Below are 24,052 nucleotides of genomic sequence, written 5' to 3'. Positions count from 1 at the left end.
GAAATGAGCAGCAGGCCAGACGAATTATATGATGCCATATATCAACAAACAGAAAAGCAGCATGAACAAGTGCTGAGGCTAGTCAAAGAAATGACCGCACATCCAGAAGCGTTTTCAGAACAAGAAAAGGAAAAGATCAACCGCATGGACATTGCGCTTCAAACGGCAACAGACATTTTAGAAAACTTAATGACCCCTGACACGCAAATGACCATTGTTTTAAGACAAGGGAGAATTCGTGTTGATCTGACGAAAGCGTAAAAGAAGCAGCCAATTGAAAGCGGCTGCTTTTTATTATGCATCGCTTGTTTCCCGCAATTGCTTTGGAGACATGCCGATTTTTTTTCGAAAGACTTTATTCAAGTAATTCGCATTTCGGTAGCCGCACTGTATGGCGATTTCTTCAATCGAATATTTCGTTGTTTTCAGTAACGTTTCCGCCTTTTCTAATCGAATATTGGTTAAGTAGTGAATCGGTGTGAAGCCAGTTGCCTTTTTGAATTCCCTCGTAAAATGACTTTTGGATAAACGTGCCGCAGCTGCCATATCGTCTGGGCCAATTTCCTCGTGAAAATGATGGCTTGCAAACAAGGCTGCTTGGACGATGGGCTCAGGCCATTTCTCCATTTGTCCCTCAAGCTTTGGCAAATATGAATACAGTTCCATGACAAATTGATAAGCAAGGCTAGACCCCTCAAATGGATTGGTAATCCGTCTTTCACTGGCTTCATCATAAATTTTCTTTAGCAGGCGGATCGGTTTTGAATTTGGATGAAAACGCATGACCTGCTTTCCTTCATCCATAAATTGATCAAAGCAAAGATCACAGGCTTCCCCGTAAAGCGTCAAATATAGAAATTCCCAATGCTCACTGTCCTCTGGAAAATAATATTGATAGGCACTTGGGCTTTTCACGAGAAAGGCCTGCCCCGGCAATACTTTGAATCGCTTCTGTCCGATTTCGATCATGCCATGTCCAGACAGTGTGAGCTGAAAGATGCACTTGCCCTGATCCTTCCGCTCTACGCCATTCCAGCTGTATAACGAAGATGATTGAACTTCCCAGCCAACAGACCATATTTGCGCTGGCAATGTAACATCAGAATGGTGAAAACGAAATGCAAATGCTTCCTTCTTCAAATTGGAAATCCCCCTTCACAGCAAAAAACAACCTTTTTCTATTTTGAATCATGGTACACCTCATATCACATCGTACCATTCCACAGCAAAAAAAGGGTATTTTTTAACGGTTTTTTTACCATTGAACTTCCGCTGTCGAGGCAACTAAAATAAGATTATCAGAAGAGAAAAGGGGAATGGATATGATCGATAGGTTACGCGCAGCATTTCACCAGCAATTTGGAGATAAAGAAGAACTTCGTTATTTTTTCGCCCCAGGGAGGGTGAATCTGATTGGTGAACATACCGATTACAATGGAGGTCATGTCTTCCCTTGCGCGCTCACTCTCGGTACGTATGCTGCCGGTGCAAAACGGTCAGATGGACGCGTCAGAATGTATTCCTTAAACTTTGAAGAAGATGGTGTGAAAGAATTCGACCTTTTTGAAATCGCTTACGCAGAATCGGACGGCTGGGCGAACTACCCAAAGGGAGTGTTCAATCAGTTTATAGAAGCAGGTATGGATATCAAAGAAGGCTTTGATATCGTGTACGGCGGCAATATTCCAAATGGTGCAGGGCTGTCCTCATCTGCCTCCATTGAGCTCGTCACAGCTGTCTTGATCAATGAATGGTCTTCATTCGGCACATCACATGTTGATCTTGCCCTTCTTTCGCAGCGTGCAGAAAATGACTTCATTGGCGTCAATTGCGGCATTATGGATCAGTTTTCGATTGCCCTCGGAAAAGAAGATCATGCCATTTTACTCAATTGTGACACCCTTGCCTTTGAATACAGTCCGTTTCGGCAAGAGGGGCTGGTGCTTGTGATTGCGAATACAAACAAACAGCGGACACTGGCAGACTCCAAATACAATGAACGCCGGTCAGAGTGTCAATCTGCTTTAAACGACCTTAGAAAAGAAATGGACATTGCGCATTTATGTGAGCTCACTGCGGGAGAATTTGCCCAGCATGCCCACTTGATTCAAGATGACACGTGCCGCCAACGTGCAAGACATGTGGTGACGGAAAACGAGCGGACCATGAAAGCAGTAAATTTTCTGAAAGATGATAAAATGGAAGAACTAGGTGTTCTCATGAAGGCTTCTCATCTTTCTTTAAAGAATGATTATGAAGTGACTGGACTTGAACTAGATGCACTTGCTGAAGCTGCTTGGCTTCATCCTGGGACGATAGGCTCTCGTATGACAGGAGCAGGTTTTGGCGGTTGCACGATCAGCATTGTGAAAGAAGAGCTGCTGGACTCATTTATAGAAGAAACAGGTGCGGTGTATCAAGAAAAAACGGGCATTCAAGCCTCCTTTTACACAGCTGGAATTGGAGGCGGCGCAAGAGAATTAACGAAGGAGGAAGATTGATGACAATTTTAGTTTGTGGAGGAGCAGGTTTCATTGGCAGTCATGCGGTAGCGGCTCTTTTAGCTAAAGGCGAACAAGTGGTGGTAGTTGATAATTTGCAGACAGGTCATAAAGAAGCTGTTGTAGAGGGAGCTGTATTAGAAGAGGGAGATTTAAAAGATCAAGCTTTTTTAAGACGGGTTTTTCAAACGCATCAAATTGAAGCGGTGATGCACTTTGCAGCAGATTCACTTGTTGGTGAGAGTGTGACGGACCCGCTCAAGTACTATGACAACAACGTCGGAGGGGCAACGGCTTTACTTCAGGTGATGAATGAATTTGATGTGAAGCACATCGTATTTTCTTCAACCGCTGCCGCGTACGGTGAACCAAAGCGTGTGCCGATTGTTGAAACGGATGAGACCAACCCGACGAATCCTTATGGAGAAACGAAACTAGCGATTGAAAAAATGTTGAAGTGGTCTGAGCAAGCATATGGCCTGGAATACGTTGTGCTTCGCTATTTTAATGTAGCCGGTGCTCATACAGAAGGGCTTGTCGGTGAAGATCATCAGCCTGAGACACATCTGATTCCGATTATTCTTCAAGTTGCTTTAGGAAAACGGGATCAGATCATGATTTACGGTGATGATTATGAGACAGAGGACGGCACGTGTATCAGAGATTACATTCATGTCATGGATTTAGTTGAGGCGCACATCTTAGCCGTTGATCGTCTGCGTGCAGGAAAGGGAAGTGCGACATACAACTTAGGAAATGGCACAGGCTTCTCTGTGAAGCAGGTCGTAGAAGCCGTAAGGGAAGTAACGGGGCATGCCATCCCGGCACAGGTGGCCAAAAGACGTGCGGGAGATCCCGCAAAGCTGATTGCTTCTTCTGAAAAGGCACTGCAAGAATTGGGCTGGAAGCCTCAATATGCAGATCTTCACACCATCATTCAAAGTGCGTGGGATTGGTTTCAGAAACACCCAGAAGGCTACCAAAGTGAATAAAGCATAACAGGCAGGCAAGAGAGGGGGCAGAGGGAATGATGATAGATATTTTTGAAAAGCTGGAACAGCTGATTCAATATGGGATCAATAAAGAGCTGATTACACCACTAGATATCGGTTATACGAGAAATCGACTGCTTGAGGTGCTTGAGCTCGATGACGCTGAAGCAAGGACGGTCTCAGCTGGAAACGACCTTGAAGACATCTTAATGCCGATACTGGATTGGGCAGTAGAAACAGGTCTTATTCCTGAGGGGACGGATACGTATCGTGATTTACTAGATGCAAAAATCATGGGCTGCTTGGTGGCGCCTCCAAGTGTTATCTATGAGAAGTTTGAAGAGAAACGCAAGCATGAAGGACCAAGGGCTGCCACAAGCTGGTTCTATGAGATGCAGCAGCATGCACATTATATTCATACAGGCAGAATCGCCAAAAATGTGCAGTGGTTTACAACAACAGATGACGGTGTGCTGGAAATCACTATTAATCTATCGAAACCGGAAAAGGATCCAAAAGCGATCGCTGAAGCCAAGAAGCTCAGTCAAAAGCAATATCCTCTTTGTCTGCTTTGTAAAGAAAACGTTGGGTTTGGGGGGCGGATCAATCATCCAGCGAGACAGAACCACCGGATTATCCCTGTCACGCTCACAGACGAATCGTGGTTTCTGCAATTTTCACCTTATGTGTATTACAACGAGCATTGTATTGTGTTCAAGGGCGAGCACGAGCCGATGAACATCACAAAAAAGACCTTTGAACGTCTGCTTTCCTTCATATCTATATACCCGCACTATTTCATTGGATCGAACGCCGACCTTCCTATTGTTGGAGGCAGTATATTAAGCCATGACCATTTTCAAGGCGGTGCTCATGAATTTCCGATGGCGAAAGCAGAGATGGAAGACGTCTTTTCACTCAAAGCGTTTCCAAATGTGAGGGCTGGCATTGTAAAATGGCCGATGTCTGTGATTCGGCTTCAAAGTAACGACCGGCAAACGCTCGCCGGCGCAGCGGACTTTATCTTAAACGAGTGGAAAATGTATTCAGATGAAGAAGTGGGGCTGATCGCTCATACAGGAGAGACTCCGCACAATACCATTACACCAATCGCACGCCGTCATGGGGATGACTATGAATTAGATCTAGTGCTGCGTAATAACCGTACAGACGAACAGCACCCAGACGGGATCTTCCACCCGCACGAAGAGGTCCATCATATTAAAAAAGAGAACATCGGGTTAATTGAAGTGATGGGTCTTGCCGTCCTTCCTGGCAGATTAGCTGAGGAATTAAGCCAGTTAAAAGCGGCGCTGCTGTCCAAAAAACCACTTGAAGAAATCAAAGCCCGCCCTGCAATCATGAAGCACGAAGCATGGGCGAAGCGCCTGCTTGAAGAGAACACCTTCACAGAGGACAATACAGAAGCTGTTTTACAAAAAGAAATCGGCTATATTTTCTCTCGTATTCTCGCGCAGGCAGGTGTGTTTAAAAGAACCGAGCAAGGGAAAACAGCTTTTAAACGTTTCATTCAAACACTCCATACAGGCAGGTGATTAGATGATTGAACAGGTAAGAACCTTAATGGAAGAAAAACAACTCGACGGTGTCCTGATTCGAAAGAGAAATAACTTCTCCTGGCTCACAGGAGGAAGAAGGAATCACATTGTGTTAAACACGCCAGAGGGCGTGTGTCAGCTGCTCGTGTTGAAAGACGACATTGTCCTGATTGTGAATCAAATGGAAGAAAAGCGGATCATTGAAGAAGAAATGGCGTATTTCGACCATCCCTTTCAAGTGGTCACAATGGATTGGTATGAGGATGATGCCCCCTACATTCACACACTCACAAAAGGCAAACGAATAGGGGCAGACATTCAATTGGAAGGGTTTGAGTGGATCGAGCCAGATTTGTCGCACGTTCGATCGATCCTTTCAGCATCACAGCTCAGTCAATATGAAACCCTTTGCCATGAAACAGCTGTTATTGTAGAGAGTGTCTGTAAAGAAATCGTTCCAGGGCAAACGGAGCATGAAATCGCTTCGCTTGTCGCCCAAAAAGCGATTGCGCAAGGCATGACGATTGAAGTGCTGCTCGTGGCAACAGATGACCGTATCCATCAATACCGTCATCCGATTCCAACAGAAAAGGCGCTTCAAAAGCATGCACTTGTTGTGCTTTGTGCTGAACGGCACGGACTCGTGGCCAATGTGACAAGATCCGTTTACTTTGGTCAGCTTCCGAAGGAGCTTGAAGAGAACAAGGAACGGCTTGCGCGAATTGACACGGTCATGAATGCGGCTACCCGTCCCGGAAAAACCATTGGAAATGTACTGAAGGCAGGAATTGCTCAGTACGAAAAAGAAGGATTTTCAGATAGTTGGAAAAAACTTCACCAAGGGGGAAAGACGGGCTTTGAATCTAGAGAAATCATTGCCGTTCCCTCATCGAAGGAGGAGGTTCAGCTTTATCAAGTGTATACATGGAACCCTTCATTGCCTGGACTGAAATCAGAGGATACGATGGTAGTAGAAAAAGAGAAGAATCGCTTTTTAACCTATACGGGCAAGTGGACGTACATTGACATCGAGCATGAAGGGGACATCTATAGACGACCTGACATCTTGGTAAGAGATGAATAAATGCAGGATGCCGGCGATGAGCCGGTTTTTTGCTGGAAGTCTTTAGTGAGATTCCACTTATTCATCAGCATTACCAATTGTTACAGCGCACAGGCTGAAGATCGATCCTTTCTTTTCTTGTGAACTTGCGTTAAAATGAGTAAGGTTTTTGTTAAATGTGGGGATGCCTATCTCGAAATTGTTTACCTAGATAAAATTTCATTAAGTTAAATTGAAATTTGACCAAACTTTTTTATTGTGGTAAACCTAAATTTGACAAATTTCTAGATTGTATGTCCTTTGCCTTCAACTCTCAACTTTTCAAATTCCTAGAAATTTAGTGTGTGTGCAATAATATAAATTTATGTCGAATTTATGACATTTTAATAGAAATCTGTTGAAAAATAAATGAACTTTTGAAAAAAGGGAAGCTAACTTCTACAGATTTTGATAGCATTACAAAGGGAAGAAAAGTTTTCGAAGGCAGATGGCTTTTCACAATTATTCAGCAATTTATACATTATCTAAGGAAGGATGGTGATCTTCTTGTTCAGAGCCATTAAACCTATGCTTTTATTAGCGATGCTCGTGAGTGTTTTTGTATTAGGAGGTTGCAGCAATATCGCTGTTTTAGATCCTAAAGGACCTGTCGCAGCACAACAAAAAGACTTAATCCTTTTATCTATCGGATTCATGCTCTTTATCGTTGGCGCGGTATTTGTACTGTTTACCATCATTTTGGTTAAATACCGTGAGCGTAAGGACGTTGGAAACGCCTCTTATAACCCAGAAATACACGGGAATACGCTTCTAGAAGTTGTCTGGACAGTGATCCCAATATTAATCGTTGCTGCCCTTTCAGTTCCAACTGTCAAAACAATTTACTCTTTGGAAGAGGCACCTCAAGCAACAAGCCATAAAGATCCACTTGTCATTTATGCTACAGCAGTTGATTGGAAATGGATCTTTAGTTATCCAGAGGAAAATATTGAAACAGTGAACTACTTAAACATTCCAAAAGATCAGCCGATTTTATTCAAAATCACTTCCGCTGATACAATGGCATCACTATGGATTCCTCAGCTAGGCGGGGAGAAGTATGCGATGGCTGGAATGGAAATGGAACAGTATCTTCAAGCTGATGAAGTAGGCACATACGAAGGAAGAAACGCCAACTTCACAGGTGAGGGCTTTGCTCAGCAAAAATTCAAAGTCAATGCGATGATGCAGTCTGACTATGATAAATGGGTAAACAAAACGAAAAAAGAAGCACCAAAGTTAACGAAGAAAACGTATGACATCCTGATGCTTCCTGATGCAGCAGATGTGCAGACATTCTCATCAACACATTTATCTTTTGCGAAGCATGGAGAGGACTCTGAATATGCACTCCAAGCACGCAAACGTTTAGGTTATCAATCAGTTTCTCCGCATTCCAAAACAGATCCTTTCGAGAATGTGAAGAACTATAAAAGAAAACTAGATAGTGAATAAACTGACTAAGGAAAGGAGGAGGCCGTTATGCATTTAAAATGGGATGAGTTTTTTGTAACTGGAGACCCATTAATTCTTGGTGCGCAAATTTCTATCGCTCTTACTTCCATTGCCATCGTTTTTGTTTTAACATACTTCAAAAAGTGGAAATGGCTCTGGAAAGAATGGTTAACATCAGTTGATCATAAAAAGCTAGGGATCATGTATATCCTTGCTGCTGTGATTATGTTCTTCCGCGGTGGGGTAGACGGACTGATGATGCGCGCACAGCTGGCGCTTCCTAATAATACGTTTTTAGATTCCAACCACTATAATGAAATTTTCACAACACATGGTACGATCATGATTCTATTCATGGCGATGCCATTTTTAATTGGTTTAATCAACGTCGTTGTTCCTCTTCAAATTGGTGCACGTGACGTTGCATTCCCGTATTTGAACAACCTTAGCTTCTGGACATTCATGGTCGGAGCAATGCTGTTCAACATTTCCTTCGTTATTGGAGGATCACCAAGTGCAGGCTGGACGAGTTACATGCCGCTCGCCGGAAATGATTTCTCACCAGGACCTGGACAAAACTACTACTTGCTCGGGCTCCAAATTGCAGGTATTGGTACACTGATGACAGGTATTAACTTCATGGTGACCATCTTAAAAATGCGTACAAAAGGTATGACACTTATGCGTATGCCAATGTTTACATGGACAACATTGATTACGTCTGTCATCATCGTTTTCGCTTTCCCTGTATTAACAGTTGCTTTAGCACTTATGACATTTGATCGTTTATTCGGTTCTGCATTCTTTACACTCGAAGCAGGCGGTATGCCAATGCTTTGGGCGAACCTTTTCTGGATTTGGGGACATCCTGAGGTATATATCGTGATCCTGCCGGCTTTCGGTATTTTCTCAGAAATCTTTGCGACGTTCTCAAGAAAGCAGTTGTTTGGTTACAAAGCGATGGTTGTATCGATTGTGGCAATCTCTGTTCTGAGCTTCCTTGTGTGGGTTCACCACTTCTTTACAATGGGGAACAGTGCAGCGGTTAACTCATTCTTCTCGATTACAACAATGGCGATTTCTGTACCAACAGGTGTTAAAATCTTTAACTGGCTCTTTACGATGTATCGCGGCCGTATCAGCTTTACATCACCAATGCTTTGGGCACTTGGTTTCATCCCGAACTTCGTGATCGGTGGTGTAACTGGGGTTATGCTTGCGATGGCAGCTGCGGATTACCAGTACCATAATACGTACTTCCTTGTATCCCACTTCCACTATGTATTAATCGCAGGTACTGTATTTGCTTGTTTCGCTGGTCTCGTTTTCTGGTATCCAAAAATGTTTGGCTACAAGTTAAACGAAAGAATCGGCAAATGGTTCTTCTGGGTATTCATGATCGGATTCAATATCTGTTTCTTCCCGCAGTACTTCTTAGGACTGCAAGGAATGCCAAGACGTATTTATACGTATGGACCTGAAGATGGCTGGACTGCACTAAACTTTATTTCAACAATTGGTGCATTCATGATGGGTATCGGATTCATCATCCTTTGCTATAACATTTACTACAGCTGGAGACACGCAAAACGTGAAGTGTCTGGAGACAGCTGGGGAGAAGGACGTACACTTGACTGGGCGACATCTTCTGCAATTCCGCCGCATTATAACTTTGCAGCACTTCCAGAAGTGACAACACCAGATGCATTCCATCATTGGAAGAAAAACAATGTGGACGTTCATCCAGAAAAAGAGTTCAAGAAAATTCACATGCCGCACAATTCAGGCAGACCACTGATCATGTCTGCATTCTTCGGACTTGGTGCATTCGGTCTTGTATTTGAATGGTACTGGATTGGCGTTATCGGCTTAATCGGTGTATTCGCAACAATGATTTTACGTTCATTTGAATATGACGATGGCTACTACATTCCTGTTGAAGAAGTGATTGAAACAGAGAAAAAGAATAAGGAGGCGCAGAAGTAATGGGACATAATGATAGCAGCTATGCAAATGCACCGCTTGAATATCAGTCTGAAACCGGACGTTTAAACATCCTTGGTTTCTGGATATTCCTTGGCGCGGAAATCGTGTTATTCTCAACACTTTTTGCGACCTACTTTGTTCTTCATGGCAGAACAGCTGGCGGCGTTTTACCAGCTGAGCTATTTGATATGAAGCTTGTATTGATCATGACATTCCTGCTATTAGTGAGCTCATTTACATGTGGGATTGCCGTTCATGAAATGCGCCGTGGAAGTACAAAAGGGGTTGTCATTTGGACAATTCTTACACTACTTCTAGGTGCAGGCTTCGTTGGCTTTGAGATTTATGAGTTCTTCCATTATGTACACGAGGGTGCCAGCATCCATACAAGTGCGTATTGGTCTGCATTCTTCGTTCTTTTAGGAACTCACGGACTACACGTATCAATCGGTATCTTCTGGATTACCGGGGTCTTGTTCCAAATTAAAAAACGTGGTTTAACTCCACAAACAGCAGCGAAGATCTTTATTTCAAGTCTGTATTGGCATTTCCTTGATGTTGTATGGATTTTCATCTTCACAGCTGTGTACTTGATCGGATTAGGGGGGCTTTTGTGATATGGCTGGAAAAACTCATTCCTCAGCAGAGCACGATCACTTCCCTTGGAAACACGTAGTTGGTTTCATCCTATCCATCGTGCTAACAATCTTAGCATTCTGGATTGCCATTGGAGCTGAAATTGGCAGTGCCGCAAAACTATGGATTATCTTTGGTTTTGCATTCATTCAAGCATTCTTGCAGCTGTTCATGTTCATGCATATGACAGAGAGCGAGAACGGGACTGTTCAAGTCGGAAATACACTGTTTGGTCTATTCTGTGCGATTATCTTCGTCATCGGATCTGTTTGGATCTTCGCGGCTCACTACAGCCACGGAGAGAACAGCAAAGACGGATATTCACCGTCTGCGCCAAAGCAGTCTGAGCATTCAGATCAATAATAAAAAACCACTCATCTTTGATAGATGAGTGGTTTTTATGATGATTGCGATAGCGCTTCCAATTGGTGGTGCGAGATCTATCTGCTGCTGAATCTTTTGCGAATGAATGGAAGTCCATAGATGAGGAACGCTGCAATGTGAGCCAGAATTACGTTAATGGCAAAGAATGCGATCATGAAGGTATGTCCTGTTGGAGATAAACTGCTTGTCATGTAAAGACCGAAGAAAATCCACATAATCAAAATAGGTGGAATTGAAGCTAATGCGATTTTTCTGTTTTCTAGCCATAAAAACAGGGGTGTAGCCGTTGCAATACAGAGGTACGCAAAGAACATATCCATCGTATCCAACTCCTTTGTTAGTTGATGTTCAAATCAAATGAGAGGTCAGGATGCAATTGTGTCTGTTTTTAGGAGATATTGTGAACATTTTGTTACAAGTATTATACCACAATTGACTTTGAAGTAAACTCAATAAATGGGAAATGGGCCTTATTCCGTAGAAAATGGTTTTTTCCTCATTCCTCAGTACATCTTTATGCTGGCTTGATGTTTGCTTGTCATATCGCCACATAGGTCATTGAATTTTCCCCTTAACATCTGTAAAATAATCTTTTTAAAGGACTTGTGATGGGTTGAAATGAAAGAGTGGAAAGGAATTTTTTCCTATTGTTAGGATGAAAAGTATTTCATTTTTAGAAAATTGATTGGAACCTTTTGGACGTATCTTCCGTCATATTTAAAGTGAGTTGCTTTTGTGAAAATTTCAATCTAATATAAATAAGGGCTTTTATGTTTTGTAATAAGGGTGGTTAGTTCATGAACAAGCAGAATACATCTCCTTACTATCAGGGAGATTTGATTTTTATATTTTTAGCCTTCTTTGCCATCAGTGTCATCGCTATTTATGCTGCGGGTCAATTTGGGCAGTATGGATCTAATGCATGGACCAGACAGATCATTTACTACATGGTCGGGGTGATATGTATTGTGGCCATTAATTACTTTGACCTCGAGCAATTAGAAAAGCTGAGCTTATATATTTTTATAGGCGGCATTATGCTGTTAATTCTATTGAAAGTTGCTCCGGCGCAAATTGCAGGTCATGATTTTGCTCCAATTAAAAATGGTGCAAAAAGCTGGTTTGTGTTGCCGGGAGTTGGAACATTTCAGCCTTCAGAGTTCATGAAGATTGGTTTGATTATGATGCTTGCTTCTGTTATTGGGAAGGCAACCCCTAGAGGAAAGCGGACATTAGAGGATGATGTTTTTCTTCTATTAAAAATTGCCGGGGTGGCTGCTGTACCAGTTGGACTCATCTTTATGCAGGACGCGGGTACGGCTGCTGTCTGTATGTTTATTGTCGTCGTGATGGTGTTTTTATCTGGGGTCAATTGGAAATTGATCTCTCTTATCGGTTCAGTGGTTGTGCTATTAGTTGCCGCTGTGTTAGCCGTGATTATTCTCTTCCCTGATTTTGCGCAAAAAATTGGAATTCAGCAGTATCAAATCAACCGGATTACCGCTTGGCTGCCCGATAGTTCTACTTCAGCTAACCAGGCGCAGACACAGGATGCATCTGGGTCTGATAAATATCAAGTGGATCAAGCCATCATGGCCATTGGTGCAGGTCAAATTTTTGGGAATGGCATTAAGAATTTAAAAGTCTATGTCCCAGAAGCACAAACAGATATGATTTTCTCGATTATAGGAGAAGCCTTTGGCTTTGTCGGCTGTGCATTTGTTGTGATCATGTTCTTCTTCCTGATCTACCGGCTTGTCGTACTGATCGACCGTATCCATCCTTATAGCCGATTTGCGTCATTTTTCTGTGTGGGATATACAGCACTCATTGTGATCCATACGTTCCAGAACATTGGGATGAACATAGGCGTGATGCCTGTAACTGGAATTCCGCTCTTATTTATCAGCTTCGGGGGAAGCTCTGTTTTATCTGTTCTCATTGGATTCGGGATCGCATATAACGCAAGTGTTCAATTAACGAAATATCAAAGTTATTTATTTAAATAAAATGGGTAAAGGGCAGTCTAAGCATAGGCTGTCTTTTTTGTGCGAGTTCTAATTTTTGAAAAGCAATATGTCTTTGTCTTATGATAGAAGGAGTGAAGGAGGTCTACGAATTGAATAAAACGATAGAAACCATATTAAATCATCGATCCATCCGTTCGTTTACAGACGAGCGTTTGACAAAGGAAGAGGTGCTGACGCTTGTCAAAAGCGCACAGGCTGCTTCAACATCAAGCTATGTGCAGGCATATAGCATCATTGGTGTAACGGATCAGGAGAAGAAGGCGAGGCTTGCTGAACTGGCTGGGAATCAGCCATACGTTGAGAGGAATGGGCATTTCTTTGTCTTCTGTGCAGATTTGAAGCGTCACGATTACATTGCTCAAAAAGCAGGTAAGAACCATCAGGAGGCGCTTGAAAATACGGAAGCCTTCCTCATTAGTGTGATTGATGCGGCATTGGCTGCGCAAAATGTCAGTGTAGCCGCAGAATCAATGGGACTTGGGATCTGCTATATCGGTGGACTGCGTAATCAGCTGAAAGAAGTCTCTGAATTACTTGAAACACCTTCCTATGTGCTGCCATTATTTGGTATAGTTGTCGGACATCCAGCCAATCAATCTTCACAAAAGGAACGGCTGCCAGTTGAACTGATTTATCATGAAAACTCATATCAGCAAGATGAAGCCCATGTGGATCGTTATTTAAAAGAATACGATGATCGTATTTCAGCATATTATGAAGAACGAACAAACGGCGATAGAAAAGATACTTGGTCTGAGCAGATGCTTCGGGGCTTTAGCAAGCCAAAGCGTGCCTTCCTTGGAGATTTTGTGAAAGAGAAGGGCTTTAATCGAAAATAAATAATGACATCCCCCTTTCGATTGAGAGAGGGGGATTTCTGTAAGAGGTGCAGCATCATGAGATTAAGTATACTGGATCAATCTCCTTTGATTGGAGATGCAACGCCTGCTGAAGCGCTGAGACAAACCGTTGAGCTGGCAAAGCAGGCAGAAAAGTGGGGCTATCACCGTTTTTGGGTATCAGAGCATCACTTTTCAAATCGGCTTGCAGGATCGAGTCCAGAGGTGCTTCTCGGCCATTTATCAGCCGTTACGTTGAACATACGTATTGGCTCAGGAGGCGTCATGCTTCCCCACTACAGTGCCTATAAAGTAGCAGAGAACTTCAGGGTTCTCGAAGCCTTAGCTCCTGGCAGAATTGATCTTGGGATTGGACGTGCTCCTGGTGGCATGCCGATTTCCTCCATTGCACTTCATCATGGTGAGCGAAAGCGTCTAGGTGATCAGTATCCTGAGCAGGTAGAAGAATTGAAGGTCTATTTACATGATCTAGCGGATGAATTCTACCCGCTGCCTCACCTGACCGCTTCTCCGAAGGTAGAAACCGCACCAGAGGTATGGATGCTTGGTTCATCTGGAGAGAGTGCAAGGCTTGCAGCGAAAGCAGGTGCTGGCTACACGTTTGCTCTTTTTATTAATGGTGAAGGCGGAGAAGACTCTGTGGAGCAATATATCAACCGGTTTGAACCTTCAGCATTCGGTGATGAGCCGCGCGTCAATCTTGCGGTCTTCGTTTTATGTGCAGAAACAGAGGAGCAGGCAGAGAAGCTGGCTGTCAGCCTAGATTTATCCTTACTAGCCAATGAACAGGGTCAGAATCTTGGGGGATTTCCTTCATATGAAGATGCACAGGCTTATTCCTACAGTCCATATGAACAAAAACGAGTGGCTGCCAATCGGAAGAGGATGGTGGTTGGGACGCCATCTTCTGTGAAACAGCAGCTTACAGCACTAGCAAAGGCTTATCATACAAATGAATTGATCGCTGTGACCATCACACATCATATGCAAGATCGGCTCACATCGTATCGTTTATTAAAGGAAGCATTTGATGCATAATATGAATATTTACCGTCCACGCAGCCAGTAAAAGGGGAAAAGGAGCATCATGATGAAAATAAAGGCGGCTGTCACCAGCAAACTGAGCGGATAGATACAGGAGACATAGACAGTCAGCTCGCATGCTTGATGAAAAGGACGAGGCTGTTTCGCGTGTAAAAAGGTCAAAAAACAAACCAAGATGATCGTAAGAAAAAAAGCAGTCAAAAAAGAAACGATCCATAGCAATATCAACATTAGTCTCTTTTTCCTCCATATATGATCGAAAAGCCTTGATGAGCTGATCCGCTCATGCAAGGCTTTTCTTGTGATTCACATTTATTCGGGGTAAATGTCGAAAGGTTCTTTCGTTTGAACGGTATCTGATTTGCCTTTCAGACTCGCATACGCAAGCATTGTATATTCACCTGCTTCCAGCTTTTGGCCTTGATTGATCGTGCCATTCCACTTCACGCGGTGCTCCCCTTTATCAACATGTTGATAAACACCTGCTTCACCTAAATACTCTCCATCTGTCGAGTAGACGAGGAATGCGAGGTTTTCAGCACCACCAGGAAGATAGCTGCTAATGACATAGCTTCCAGCACGGTTATCCGGCTCAACTGAAACCGAAGTGACGCGCGGGTAATCAGGTTCTTTCACAATCAATAAAGTAGGAATTTCAGTGACCTTTCTGCCATTTTCACGGATTGTGATACTGCCTTGGTACGTTCCTTTTTTGGTTTTTGCATACTTCACTTGTACCGCAGAAGTAAATGATCCAGTGGAATTCCCTTTGACAGTGATTTTTTTCGTTCCGTTTGTACTAATGCCGCTACCATCGAATTTGTAATCAATGGTATAGGTTTTCGGTGCTTTTGAAAGGTTTTCTACCTTGAATTTTTTCGTTTTGATTTGAACGCCCTTTTCTTTTAAGAAAGTGCCGTAAGAATAGCTGGCATCAGAAACGATAGAAGACGCTTGGAGTGATTCGATGATTCGAACGCTGCCTGTTCCCTGTGTGTTGTGAGGGAATGGGCTGCCATTTGCGTCAAACAGTTTTTCCGCTGTATTCATGAGCAATGCTTTGATTTGTTCAGTAGAGTACGATGGTTTCGCTTGCTTAATGATCGCTGCAACCCCTGCCACATGTGGAGATGCCATGCTTGTTCCTTGCTTAGAGCCATATCCGTAAGGCTGTGAAGGATCATGTGTTGGGATCGTACTCACAATGCTGACGCCAGGCGCTGATAGGTCAGGCTTAATCATCCACGTATCCACAACAGGTCCGCGAGATGAGAAATCAGCTACTTGCTCACTAAGTTCTTTGACAAATTGAATGGAGAAAGTCGTTGTATGGTTTCCAGCCTCAATGGCTTTGACAAGCGCTGTTCCTTCAGCTTTTGAAAGCTTAATCGTAGGAAGAGCGAGACCTGGTACATCTACTGGAATTTCTCCATCGGTATTGTTATACATCACAACGCCGATTGCACCAGCGGCTTTTGCATTGTCCACTTTATCAACAAAGGCAATGGCTCCGCGTTCAATCACCGCAACCTTTCCTTTGACATCGATGTTTTCAAATGCTTTTTCGTCACCGATACCTGATGGGACGAGTGTGACTTGTTTTTGGTCAAGTGCTTTTAAATCACTTTCTTGATAATAGCCCATGATTTTTGCCGTAGAATAGTTCGGGAATTTCACATTGTAAAGGCTGTACGGAAGCTGAGTTGCTCCGACAGAAATGGCATCTCTTGACGTACCAGGAGAACCGACTGTCCAGCTGTTCGGACCGCTGTTTCCATTTGATGTGACAGCGACAACGCCTTCAGACATGGCCCAATCGAGTGCGATGCTCGTTGCGTAATCAGGGTTATTGACACTGTTTCCAAGAGATAGGTTCATGACATCTGCTCCGTCAGTGACAGCACGGTCAATGCCTGCAAGCACGTTCTCAGTTGTCCCGGATCCACCTGGTCCAAGTACACGGTACGCAAGAAGCGTGGCATCTTTTGCGACACCTTTGATTTGTCCATTCGCCGCAATCGTTCCTGCGACGTGTGTGCCGTGATCTGTGGATTCGCCTCTAGGGTCTCCTTTAGGCGTCTCTTGCGGAGAATAATCATGATCAACAAAATCATAGCCTTTGTATAAACCGAAGTTTCCTTTTAAATCAGGGTGGGTATAGTCTACGCCAGTATCAATGACAGCGACTTTTACCCCTTTTCCAGAATAGCCGGCATCCCATGCTTTTGGTGCCCCGATAAATGGAGCGCTTTTATCCATAAGCGGGGAGACATCCTCATTGGGCAGCTGGACGCTTTCCTTTTTCACTTCATCTGTTTTATATGTAACATCCGGATAAACGGCTTTTACTCCGTCAACTGCGAGCAGCTTCGGGACTTCGTTAGCAGGAAGTTTCATAGAGAAACCAGAAAAGACTTTTTCATATTCTTGACGAACACTCGCTTTATCTACCTCTTTGAGTGCTGCCTTCTTTACTTTTGTTCGAGATTTTTTGAGGGAGGCTTTCGTTTGTGCTTCGCCTTCTTGCTTGGCTTCAACTAAGGATTTTTCCTTTAGTTCAACAATGACAGTGGTTTGTTTTCTTGAGTTGACATTGATTTCGCCGAAGATTTCTGCTTTTTCCAGTTCCATCTGTTTATTAGATGGGGCGGCAGCAGCCTGTTGACCTGAAAAGAATGTGGATAAAATAAAAATAGTGGAGAACAATAGAACAGAAGAACGAGAGATTCCTTTTTTCAATTAATTTTCCCCTTTCTAGCTGTGTATTTAGGGAGATAGCCTTTCTTTTTGTGGATAAATAGGAAAGATTCACTGCCCGTTATTAAGTATTCAATACGATGAAAACAATTCCTTTACTAAAATGGTCTTATTTTACATAGTTATAAAGAACTATTTTGTTTATAAAGTCGCACTTATACACAATTGTCTGTTGATAACTCAAATATTCGGATACATATATGGAAAATAAAAAAAATCCATACACAAAATCTAGTGAGAGGGTGTTGATATGTGGATAAACTCTGTTGATAAGGTGTGCTTATCTTTTGGATAGTGTGTGTATAATATTTTTCTTAAAAGATCATGGAACGTGATGATCTTCTGCACTTTTCAACAAAACTTCTGAAAACTAGTTTGTTTTTTCACCCATATTGTGACAAACCTCTCTTTTTTCTCGGGATATGATAGGAGCAGTTATTTTGCTAGAGCTGCTAGATTCTAAGAAAAGCGGAGGGATGTTCAGTGAAGAAATTGAAAAGCTGGTTGAGTGTATGGTTTGGTTTCATGATGAATGTGCTTGTGAATCCTGGTGTGATGATGAAGCAGCAGCGGTTTAAAGCGGCCGCAGTGGATGCTGGGTTCTTTCAAGTAGAGAAAGAGAGACAGCAAGAGAAGCTGGCAGAGAAAAATAAGAAGAAGCGCAGGGCAGAGAAACTGTTTCAGCAAAGTCTGATGATGCTTGATGAGAAGACGACGAGAGAGGCGCGTGCTGGTCCGCTCTTCCCTTTACAGAAGAGGTGAAACAGGGTAAAATCCCACATAAGAAACGTTATCTGGTGGGAGAGGATACCCCTTGAAGATATATAAAATATTGAATAACAATGCAGTGGTTGTAAAGGAGGGGGATCAGGAGAAAATTGTGATGGGGCCCGGAATTGCTTTTCAGAAGGGGAAAAATGACGTCGTTCCCGTTCAAAAAATAGAGAAAATATTTGTTGTGCGTGAAGAAAATGAGAAATTCAAACAAATTCTTGCGACATTGCCAGAAGCGCATATTGAGGTGGCAGAGCATATTATCAGTTATGCAGAGGGTGAACTCATGTTGCCGCTCAGTGATCATATCCACATATCACTGACGGATCATTTATCCTTCGCCATTGAACGCGTTCAAAAAGGCATTGTGCTATATAATAAATTGCTTGGTGAGATCAAAGTCTTATATAAGCAGGAATATGACATTGGAAAGTATGCCATTCGTTATGTAAAGGAGCGGCTTGGGGTTGAACTGCCGGACGATGAGGCAGGATATGTGGCGCTTCATATTCATACGGCCAAAATGAATACGGAGTCCATGAAGAAGACCGTCAAATACACAACGATGATCAAAGAAATGATCGAGCATATTGAAAGCTATTTTAATCACTCGATTGATGAGGATAGTATTTCCTATCAGCGGCTAGTGACACATTTGAGGTATGCATTAGGCAGGTTGGAATCGAATGAGGCATTTCAAATTATGGACGATGAGATGCTGTTCTTTATCCAAACAAAGTATGATTCGTCATACCAGTGTGCACTTGGACTCGCTGACTTGTTGAAAAATGAATATGGACTTCATCTCCCTAAATCGGAGATCGGCTACATCACGCTGCATGTCCAGCGTCTGCAAGATGCCGAATTGGTTTAATGGTTGTGCCTGCATGCAGGCTTTTTTTATGCACACTACTCTTATTAGTGTATATGGGTCATTTGATTCGAAAAAATAGATTGACGCAGGTCACACTCTTATACTATGATGAAAGCGTAATCAAAATTCGATATCGTGGGATTGTGACTGTCAGGCAGGCAAGACCTAAAATTTGCGTAACGATGGGACGTGTATGTCCTTTGATCGTTGGTGAATTTTAGGTCTTTTTTGCTTTAAAAAAGGAGGAGACAACATGGATTATCAAAAAACAGCGAAAGAATTAACAAAATTATTAGGTGGTAAAGAAAATGTCATTAGTGCAACGCATTGTGCCACACGGCTCAGGTTGGTGATGAAAGATGAGGGTTTGATTGACAAAGAGGCCATTGAAGAGCTTGATGGTGTGAAGGGGGCTTTCTCAAGCTCAGGACAATTTCAGGTCATTTTTGGGACTGGGTCTGTCAACAAGGTATATGAGCCATTTGCTCGTGAGATCGGTCTTGAGACAGACGACGAGAAACAAAAGCCTGTCAGCCATGATGAAGCAGTGAAACAAAAAATGAATCCACTTGCCCGTTTTGCCAAGACGTTATCGAATATTTTTGTACCAATTATTCCGGCGATTGTTGCGAGCGGTTTATTAATGGGTCTTCTAGGCATGATGAAAGCATTTAAATGGGTTGATCCAAGCTCCGCGATCTTCCAAATGCTTGATATGTTCTCGAGTGCTGCCTTTATCATTTTACCGATTTTAATTGGGGTCAGTGCAGCGAAAGAGTTTGGTGGAAATCCGTACTTAGGTGCCGTCATTGGGGGAATTATGATTCACCCTAACCTGCTCAACCCATGGGGACTGACAGAGGCGAAACCAGAGTATATGCATTTATTCAATTTTGATATTGCTCTTCTTGGTTACCAAGGAACAGTCATCCCGGTTTTATTGACTGTGTATATCATGTGTCTTGTTGAAAAGCATTTAAGAAAAGTCGTGCCGAACAGTATTGATTTACTTGTGACCCCGTTTGTGACGGTGATTGTGACTGGATTTGTGACGTTTATAGCGGTTGGGCCGCTCGGAAGAATGCTCGGTACAGGAATTTCAAATGCACTGACATTTGTTTATGACCATGCAGGATTCTTAGCAGGACTCATTTTCGGAGGTGCTTACTCTTTAATTGTGCTCACAGGGGTTCATCATAGCTTTCATGCGATTGAGGCAGGACTGCTGAATGACATTGGACGGAACTATTTGCTGCCGATCTGGGCGATGTCCAACGTAGCGCAAGGCGGGGCGGGATTGGCTGTCTTTTTCATAGCGAAGCGTGCGAAAACAAAAGAAATCGCACTTCCAGCCGCATTTTCTGCTTTCTTAGGCATTACAGAGCCTGTGATATTCGGTGTGAACCTGCGCTATCGTAATCCGTTTATTGCCGCAATGATCGGAGGCGCATTAGGCGGAGCATTCGTTGTCTTCACGAAGGTAGCAGCTAACGCTTATGGTTTAACAGGTATTCCGATGATTGCCATTGCAGCACCATTTGGTTTACAAAATGTGGTAAATTATGTTATTGGTATGTTAATCGCTGTTGCTGTTTCATTTATTCTCACCATCATCTTTAAAGTAAAAGAAGTCGAAAAATAATCAAGGAGTGGACACAGTCATGACAACAATTGACGCAGCACTTCGTCAAAAGGTAGCAGACCGTATTCGAAACTATGAGCATTTGGTGAAAAAAGATGTGTACCGCCAGCATTTTCATTTGATGCCGCCAGTTGGTCTTTTAAATGACCCAAATGGATTGATTCAGTGGAAGGGGATTTACCATGTCTTTTATCAATGGCAGCCATTCAAAACGGGACATGGTGCAAAATTCTGGGGTCACTACACATCTACAGATCTAGTGAATTGGCAGCATGAAGAAGCCGCTCTTGCCCCAAGTGATTGGTTTGATCAAAATGGCTGTTATTCTGGCAGTGCCGTCATTGACGATGGAAACATGTATGTGATGTATACCGGAAATGTTCGTGATGAACAAGGTAACCGTGAGACATATCAATGTTTAGCTGTTTCAGACGATGGCATTCATTTTCAGAAAAAGGGTGTCGTGGCGACATTGCCAGAAGGATTCACCGCACATTTTCGTGATCCGAAGGTATGGAAGCGAAATGGTCAGTGGTACATGGTTCTAGGTGCACAAAGCCAAGATCTCAAAGGACATCTTGTCTTGTTCACCTCTGATACATTAGACAATTGGACGTTTCAGGGCATTATTGCAGGCAGTGGAAAGAATGGATTAGAAGATTTCGGATATATGTGGGAATGTCCAGATCTGTTCGAATTAGACGGCCGTGATGTATTGATTGTGTCACCGCAAGGGCTCAAGCCTGATGGCTTAAAATATCAAAATACACATCAATCAGGCTATTTTGTTGGTACATTAGATGATAGCTCTTACCAATATACACACGGAGAATTTGAGGAGCTGGATCGAGGCTTTGACTTCTATGCGCAGCAGACCTTTCAAGACGAATCAGGCAGGCGTCTTTTAATTGGATGGATGGGTGTTCCTGATCAAGGAGAAGAGCATCACCCGACGATTTCCTATCAATGGATACACTGCTTAACGATTCCGAGAGAGCTCCGTTTAGATGATGAGGGACATCTTATTCAAAAGCCAGTAACTGAGCTTCAGACCATGCGGACAAATGAGCAAGAGCATGTATTTCATATTAAGCGCTCTGTTCATTCTATTCCTGTAGATGATATTACGAGCGCAGAGGTATTTATTGATCAAATTGAAACACAAAAAGGGTTTGAATGCTGTATTCGTGCGGCTGCCCGTATCTTTTATGATAAAGATGAGGGGAAACTGACATTAGAACGAGATCGATTTGAAGATCGAGCAAAGGAAATTCGTGAAGTAGAAATAGAGGAATTACAGGACCTGCATATCTTTATCGATGCATCGTCGATTGAGATTTTTGTAAACGGAGGCAGGGAAGTATTTACCTCACGTTACTTTCCTTCCCCGGGAAATAAATCAATCTCGATGAGTGGCAGAAATGAAACGAAGCTTAAACTAAAGACATGGCATTTACAAAAAGAAGCAGGTCATTGATCTGCTTTTTTCTAGTGAGATCAGCCTGTATCTTAAAGCCTATAGCGCATAGAAATAAGAGTTGCCTCAGGCGGTGGTGAGCGGTTTGATGACGTTTTACATATATGATAACAGGTTGAATTATGGTATCATTTTAAAATATATACAGCTGAGGCTGACGTTTATCCAAATGCGGCAGGACAAAAAGGGGTTGTTTACTTGAATTCAAAACAGCAGCCGACGACTAGAAAGCGCTTGGAGACAATGGCAGATCATGTTGAAGATAAACGTGAAGAATATAAAGAATTGCTCATTCAAGTCCAATCTATTCTCGGTGAACCTTCTCTAGAGCAGGAAGAGTTAAAAGAGAAGCTGTCAGATACGTATAAACAAATGAAAGAATATGCCTTATTTGTAGAATCCATTGAAGCCTTTATTCGAAAAATCGCGAAAGAATCGGATCAGCAAAAGTAGGCATTCATGTAGGGGCAAAAGAGTGTACTCAGGAGCGAGTGCGCTTTTTTTACGGAACGAAAATGGAAGGTGCTGACAATTGAAGATAAAGGTCTGTTTTTAAATATCGATAAACAAAAAACCGATTCACCCATTAAAAAGGTGAATCGGTTTTTACTGTTTTATTTGTCAAAACGATGAGCGGAATGCTTGGTTGGTCCGATGTAGTCGTTTAGCTGGAATGAGCCTTTAATGGCAGAAGTGATGAATTCTTTTGCTGCATAAATGGCTTCCTTCACGTCTGATCCATTCGCTAGTTCAGCTGTGACTGCCGCTGAGAATGTGCAGCCTGCGCCGTGTGTATATTGTGTGTCGATCTTATCAGATTCAAGGCGTTCAAAGGTTTGTCCATCATAAAGCAAATCAATCGCTTTATCTTGGCTAAGCTTACCGCCTCCAGTGATGACGACATACTTTGCACCAAGTTTGTGGATGCGTTTTGCTGCTTCTTCCATTTGTTCGATCGTTTTGATCTCACCGATGCCGCTTAATTGACCTGCTTCGAAAAGGTTAGGTGTGATGACGGTTGCCAGTGGCGTGAGCTTTTCACGTAAAGCTTCAGCATGCTCTGGGTAAAGGACTTCGTTTGCCCCCTTACAAACCATGACAGGATCAATGACGACATTTTTCAAATCATATGTTTTGATGGTTTCAGCCGCGAGTTCAATCACGTCGACCGTTGGGAGCATGCCTGTTTTTAGAGCATCTATTCCAATGCCTTCCACAATTGTAGAGAGCTGCGCACGAATGGTCGCCGTATCGATTGGAAACACCTGATGATCCCATGAGTTATGAGGGTCCATTGCAACGACAACTGTTAAAGCTGTCATCCCGTAGACGTTTTTCTCTTGAAACGTTTTTAAATCTGCTTGGATACCTGCACCGCCGCTTGAATCCGAACCTGCGATGGTGAGTGCTTTATTCATAGACATAGTTGCTGAACCTCCAATGTGATGTGTAACAGTTCTTGTTCTACCCCTTATTATAATCAGCTTTTCCATTTATCACAATGAAACGACATAAAAAAGCGTTCCTCAAAGAGAAACGCTTCAAATCCTTATCTTTTACTAATCACCAATTTTCCTTTTTTCAGCTCCTCTAAAAGCGTTAAGGCTAACTCCTGATCAGCACCGACCGACATCATTTTGGCCATGAGCTCATCATCCCGGGTGCGAATGACATTGGCAACTTGATCTAAAATTCCTTGATCGACTGCTGTCATGCTTTTGGCATCTGTATACTCAGTTACGTTATCAGAGCGTTCTGGATCGTACGCAAAAACGAAGACGGCATCCTTTGATGAATGTAAGTTTTCAATGGTCTGTTTCGCTTCTTTGCTATTCTCTACCGTGATATATTCCATAGTGATCACTCCTTTCCATCAAAAATTCCCATTTTCCCGCAAAATCAAACCACCTTTTATATCATGAGAAGAAAGCCAATTTATGTTTTAATGGAAAAAGACGAATCTATTAAAGGAGTAAGTT

The 24,052-nt window shown here is 42.8% G+C and carries 22 protein-coding genes; 17 read left to right on the top strand and 5 right to left on the bottom strand.

Annotated features, from left to right (window positions below):
• Positions 1-3: 3 nt before the first annotated feature.
• Positions 4-261 carry a hypothetical protein gene (locus NPA43_RS17195; RefSeq protein WP_008345502.1) on the top strand — a complete coding sequence of 86 codons (258 nt, stop codon included), beginning with the start codon at positions 4-6 and terminating at the stop codon, positions 259-261.
• A 33-nt stretch (positions 262-294) separates the two neighbouring features.
• On the opposite strand, the gene NPA43_RS17190 is transcribed toward NPA43_RS17195, so the two are convergent.
• Positions 295-1,140, bottom strand: coding sequence for an AraC family transcriptional regulator (locus NPA43_RS17190; RefSeq protein ID WP_099728029.1), 846 nt, complete (start codon positions 1,138-1,140; stop codon positions 295-297).
• A 182-nt stretch (positions 1,141-1,322) separates the two neighbouring features.
• Here NPA43_RS17190 and NPA43_RS17185 point away from each other — a divergent pair, with 182 nt between their 5' ends.
• The 8 genes from NPA43_RS17185 to qoxD all read left to right on the top strand — a co-directional run bounded on the left by NPA43_RS17185 (position 1,323) and on the right by qoxD (position 10,594).
• Positions 1,323-2,501, top strand: coding sequence for a galactokinase (locus NPA43_RS17185; RefSeq protein ID WP_371930213.1), 1,179 nt, complete (start codon positions 1,323-1,325; stop codon positions 2,499-2,501).
• The gene (gene galE, locus NPA43_RS17180; protein ID WP_256499102.1) at positions 2,501-3,493 is read left to right on the top strand and encodes a UDP-glucose 4-epimerase GalE; all 993 of its coding nucleotides are present in this window, start codon (positions 2,501-2,503) and stop codon (positions 3,491-3,493) included. The genes NPA43_RS17185 and galE overlap by 1 nt, the downstream gene beginning before the upstream one ends.
• Positions 3,494-3,528: 35 nt before the next feature.
• The gene (gene galT, locus NPA43_RS17175) at positions 3,529-5,049 is read left to right on the top strand and encodes a UDP-glucose--hexose-1-phosphate uridylyltransferase (protein WP_099728026.1); all 1,521 of its coding nucleotides are present in this window, start codon (positions 3,529-3,531) and stop codon (positions 5,047-5,049) included.
• 4 nt (positions 5,050-5,053) lie between these two features.
• The gene (locus NPA43_RS17170; protein WP_099728025.1) at positions 5,054-6,136 is read left to right on the top strand and encodes a M24 family metallopeptidase; all 1,083 of its coding nucleotides are present in this window, start codon (positions 5,054-5,056) and stop codon (positions 6,134-6,136) included.
• Positions 6,137-6,652: 516 nt separating this feature from the next.
• Positions 6,653-7,609, top strand: a complete 957-nt coding sequence (gene qoxA / locus NPA43_RS17165) for a cytochrome aa3 quinol oxidase subunit II (RefSeq protein ID WP_099728052.1) — start codon at positions 6,653-6,655, stop codon at positions 7,607-7,609.
• Between the two features lie 27 nt (positions 7,610-7,636).
• Positions 7,637-9,595, top strand: a complete 1,959-nt coding sequence (qoxB, locus tag NPA43_RS17160) for a cytochrome aa3 quinol oxidase subunit I (RefSeq protein WP_034321971.1) — start codon at positions 7,637-7,639, stop codon at positions 9,593-9,595.
• Positions 9,595-10,212: a cytochrome aa3 quinol oxidase subunit III gene (gene qoxC / locus NPA43_RS17155; protein WP_099682291.1), complete on the top strand. Its 618-nt coding sequence runs from the start codon at positions 9,595-9,597 to the stop codon at positions 10,210-10,212. The genes qoxB and qoxC overlap by 1 nt, the downstream gene beginning before the upstream one ends.
• A 1-nt stretch (position 10,213) precedes the next feature.
• Positions 10,214-10,594: a cytochrome aa3 quinol oxidase subunit IV gene (gene qoxD, locus NPA43_RS17150; RefSeq protein ID WP_099728024.1), complete on the top strand. Its 381-nt coding sequence runs from the start codon at positions 10,214-10,216 to the stop codon at positions 10,592-10,594.
• A gap of 77 nt (positions 10,595-10,671) precedes the next feature.
• Here the strand turns inward: qoxD and NPA43_RS17145 are convergent, their stop codons facing one another.
• Positions 10,672-10,935, bottom strand: a complete 264-nt coding sequence (locus NPA43_RS17145) for a spore morphogenesis/germination protein YwcE (protein ID WP_034321979.1) — start codon at positions 10,933-10,935, stop codon at positions 10,672-10,674.
• Positions 10,936-11,412: 477 nt separating this feature from the next.
• Between NPA43_RS17145 and NPA43_RS17140 the strand changes: the two genes are divergently transcribed.
• The 3 genes from NPA43_RS17140 to NPA43_RS17130 all read left to right on the top strand — a co-directional run bounded on the left by NPA43_RS17140 (position 11,413) and on the right by NPA43_RS17130 (position 14,543).
• On the top strand, positions 11,413-12,624 hold the full coding sequence (locus NPA43_RS17140) for an FtsW/RodA/SpoVE family cell cycle protein (protein ID WP_099728023.1): 1,212 nt from the start codon (positions 11,413-11,415) through the stop codon (positions 12,622-12,624).
• 110 nt (positions 12,625-12,734) lie between these two features.
• Positions 12,735-13,484, top strand: coding sequence for an oxygen-insensitive NADPH nitroreductase (nfsA, locus tag NPA43_RS17135; RefSeq protein WP_256499101.1), 750 nt, complete (start codon positions 12,735-12,737; stop codon positions 13,482-13,484).
• A gap of 54 nt (positions 13,485-13,538) precedes the next feature.
• Positions 13,539-14,543 carry an LLM class flavin-dependent oxidoreductase gene (locus NPA43_RS17130; protein ID WP_249704851.1) on the top strand — a complete coding sequence of 335 codons (1,005 nt, stop codon included), beginning with the start codon at positions 13,539-13,541 and terminating at the stop codon, positions 14,541-14,543.
• Positions 14,544-14,861: 318 nt separating this feature from the next.
• Here the strand turns inward: NPA43_RS17130 and NPA43_RS17125 are convergent, their stop codons facing one another.
• The gene (locus NPA43_RS17125) at positions 14,862-17,288 is read right to left on the bottom strand and encodes a S8 family peptidase (RefSeq protein ID WP_230030566.1); all 2,427 of its coding nucleotides are present in this window, start codon (positions 17,286-17,288) and stop codon (positions 14,862-14,864) included.
• A 501-nt stretch (positions 17,289-17,789) separates the two neighbouring features.
• Between NPA43_RS17125 and NPA43_RS17120 the strand changes: the two genes are divergently transcribed.
• The 5 genes from NPA43_RS17120 (at position 17,790) to NPA43_RS17100 (ending at position 22,526) form a co-directional block, all read left to right on the top strand.
• Complete coding sequence (locus tag NPA43_RS17120; protein WP_230030567.1) at positions 17,790-18,068, top strand: hypothetical protein; 279 nt, start codon at positions 17,790-17,792, stop codon at positions 18,066-18,068.
• Positions 18,069-18,120: 52 nt separating this feature from the next.
• Positions 18,121-18,954 (top strand): PRD domain-containing protein, encoded by an 834-nt coding sequence (locus tag NPA43_RS17115; protein WP_099728017.1) that lies wholly within the window; start codon positions 18,121-18,123, stop codon positions 18,952-18,954.
• Between the two features lie 253 nt (positions 18,955-19,207).
• Positions 19,208-20,596 (top strand): sucrose-specific PTS transporter subunit IIBC, encoded by a 1,389-nt coding sequence (locus NPA43_RS17110; RefSeq protein ID WP_256499100.1) that lies wholly within the window; start codon positions 19,208-19,210, stop codon positions 20,594-20,596.
• Between the two features lie 19 nt (positions 20,597-20,615).
• Complete coding sequence (locus NPA43_RS17105) at positions 20,616-22,073, top strand: sucrose-6-phosphate hydrolase (RefSeq protein ID WP_249704839.1); 1,458 nt, start codon at positions 20,616-20,618, stop codon at positions 22,071-22,073.
• 198 nt (positions 22,074-22,271) lie between these two features.
• The gene (locus NPA43_RS17100) at positions 22,272-22,526 is read left to right on the top strand and encodes a hypothetical protein (RefSeq protein ID WP_099728014.1); all 255 of its coding nucleotides are present in this window, start codon (positions 22,272-22,274) and stop codon (positions 22,524-22,526) included.
• Between the two features lie 161 nt (positions 22,527-22,687).
• On the opposite strand, the gene NPA43_RS17095 is transcribed toward NPA43_RS17100, so the two are convergent.
• Together NPA43_RS17095 and NPA43_RS17090 are read right to left on the bottom strand one after the other, a co-directional pair.
• The gene (locus NPA43_RS17095; RefSeq protein ID WP_099728013.1) at positions 22,688-23,497 is read right to left on the bottom strand and encodes a bifunctional hydroxymethylpyrimidine kinase/phosphomethylpyrimidine kinase; all 810 of its coding nucleotides are present in this window, start codon (positions 23,495-23,497) and stop codon (positions 22,688-22,690) included.
• A 125-nt stretch (positions 23,498-23,622) separates the two neighbouring features.
• On the bottom strand, positions 23,623-23,928 hold the full coding sequence (locus tag NPA43_RS17090) for a general stress protein (RefSeq protein ID WP_256499099.1): 306 nt from the start codon (positions 23,926-23,928) through the stop codon (positions 23,623-23,625).
• Between the last annotated feature and the right edge of the window lie 124 nt (positions 23,929-24,052).

Origin of the sequence: Bacillus pumilus (genome assembly GCF_024498355.1) — a bacterium.
GTDB classification, from domain to species: Bacteria; Bacillota; Bacilli; order Bacillales; family Bacillaceae; genus Bacillus; species Bacillus pumilus_P.
Note: the sequence above shows the minus strand (reverse complement) of the source record. Positions and strands in the feature narration are given on the sequence as shown.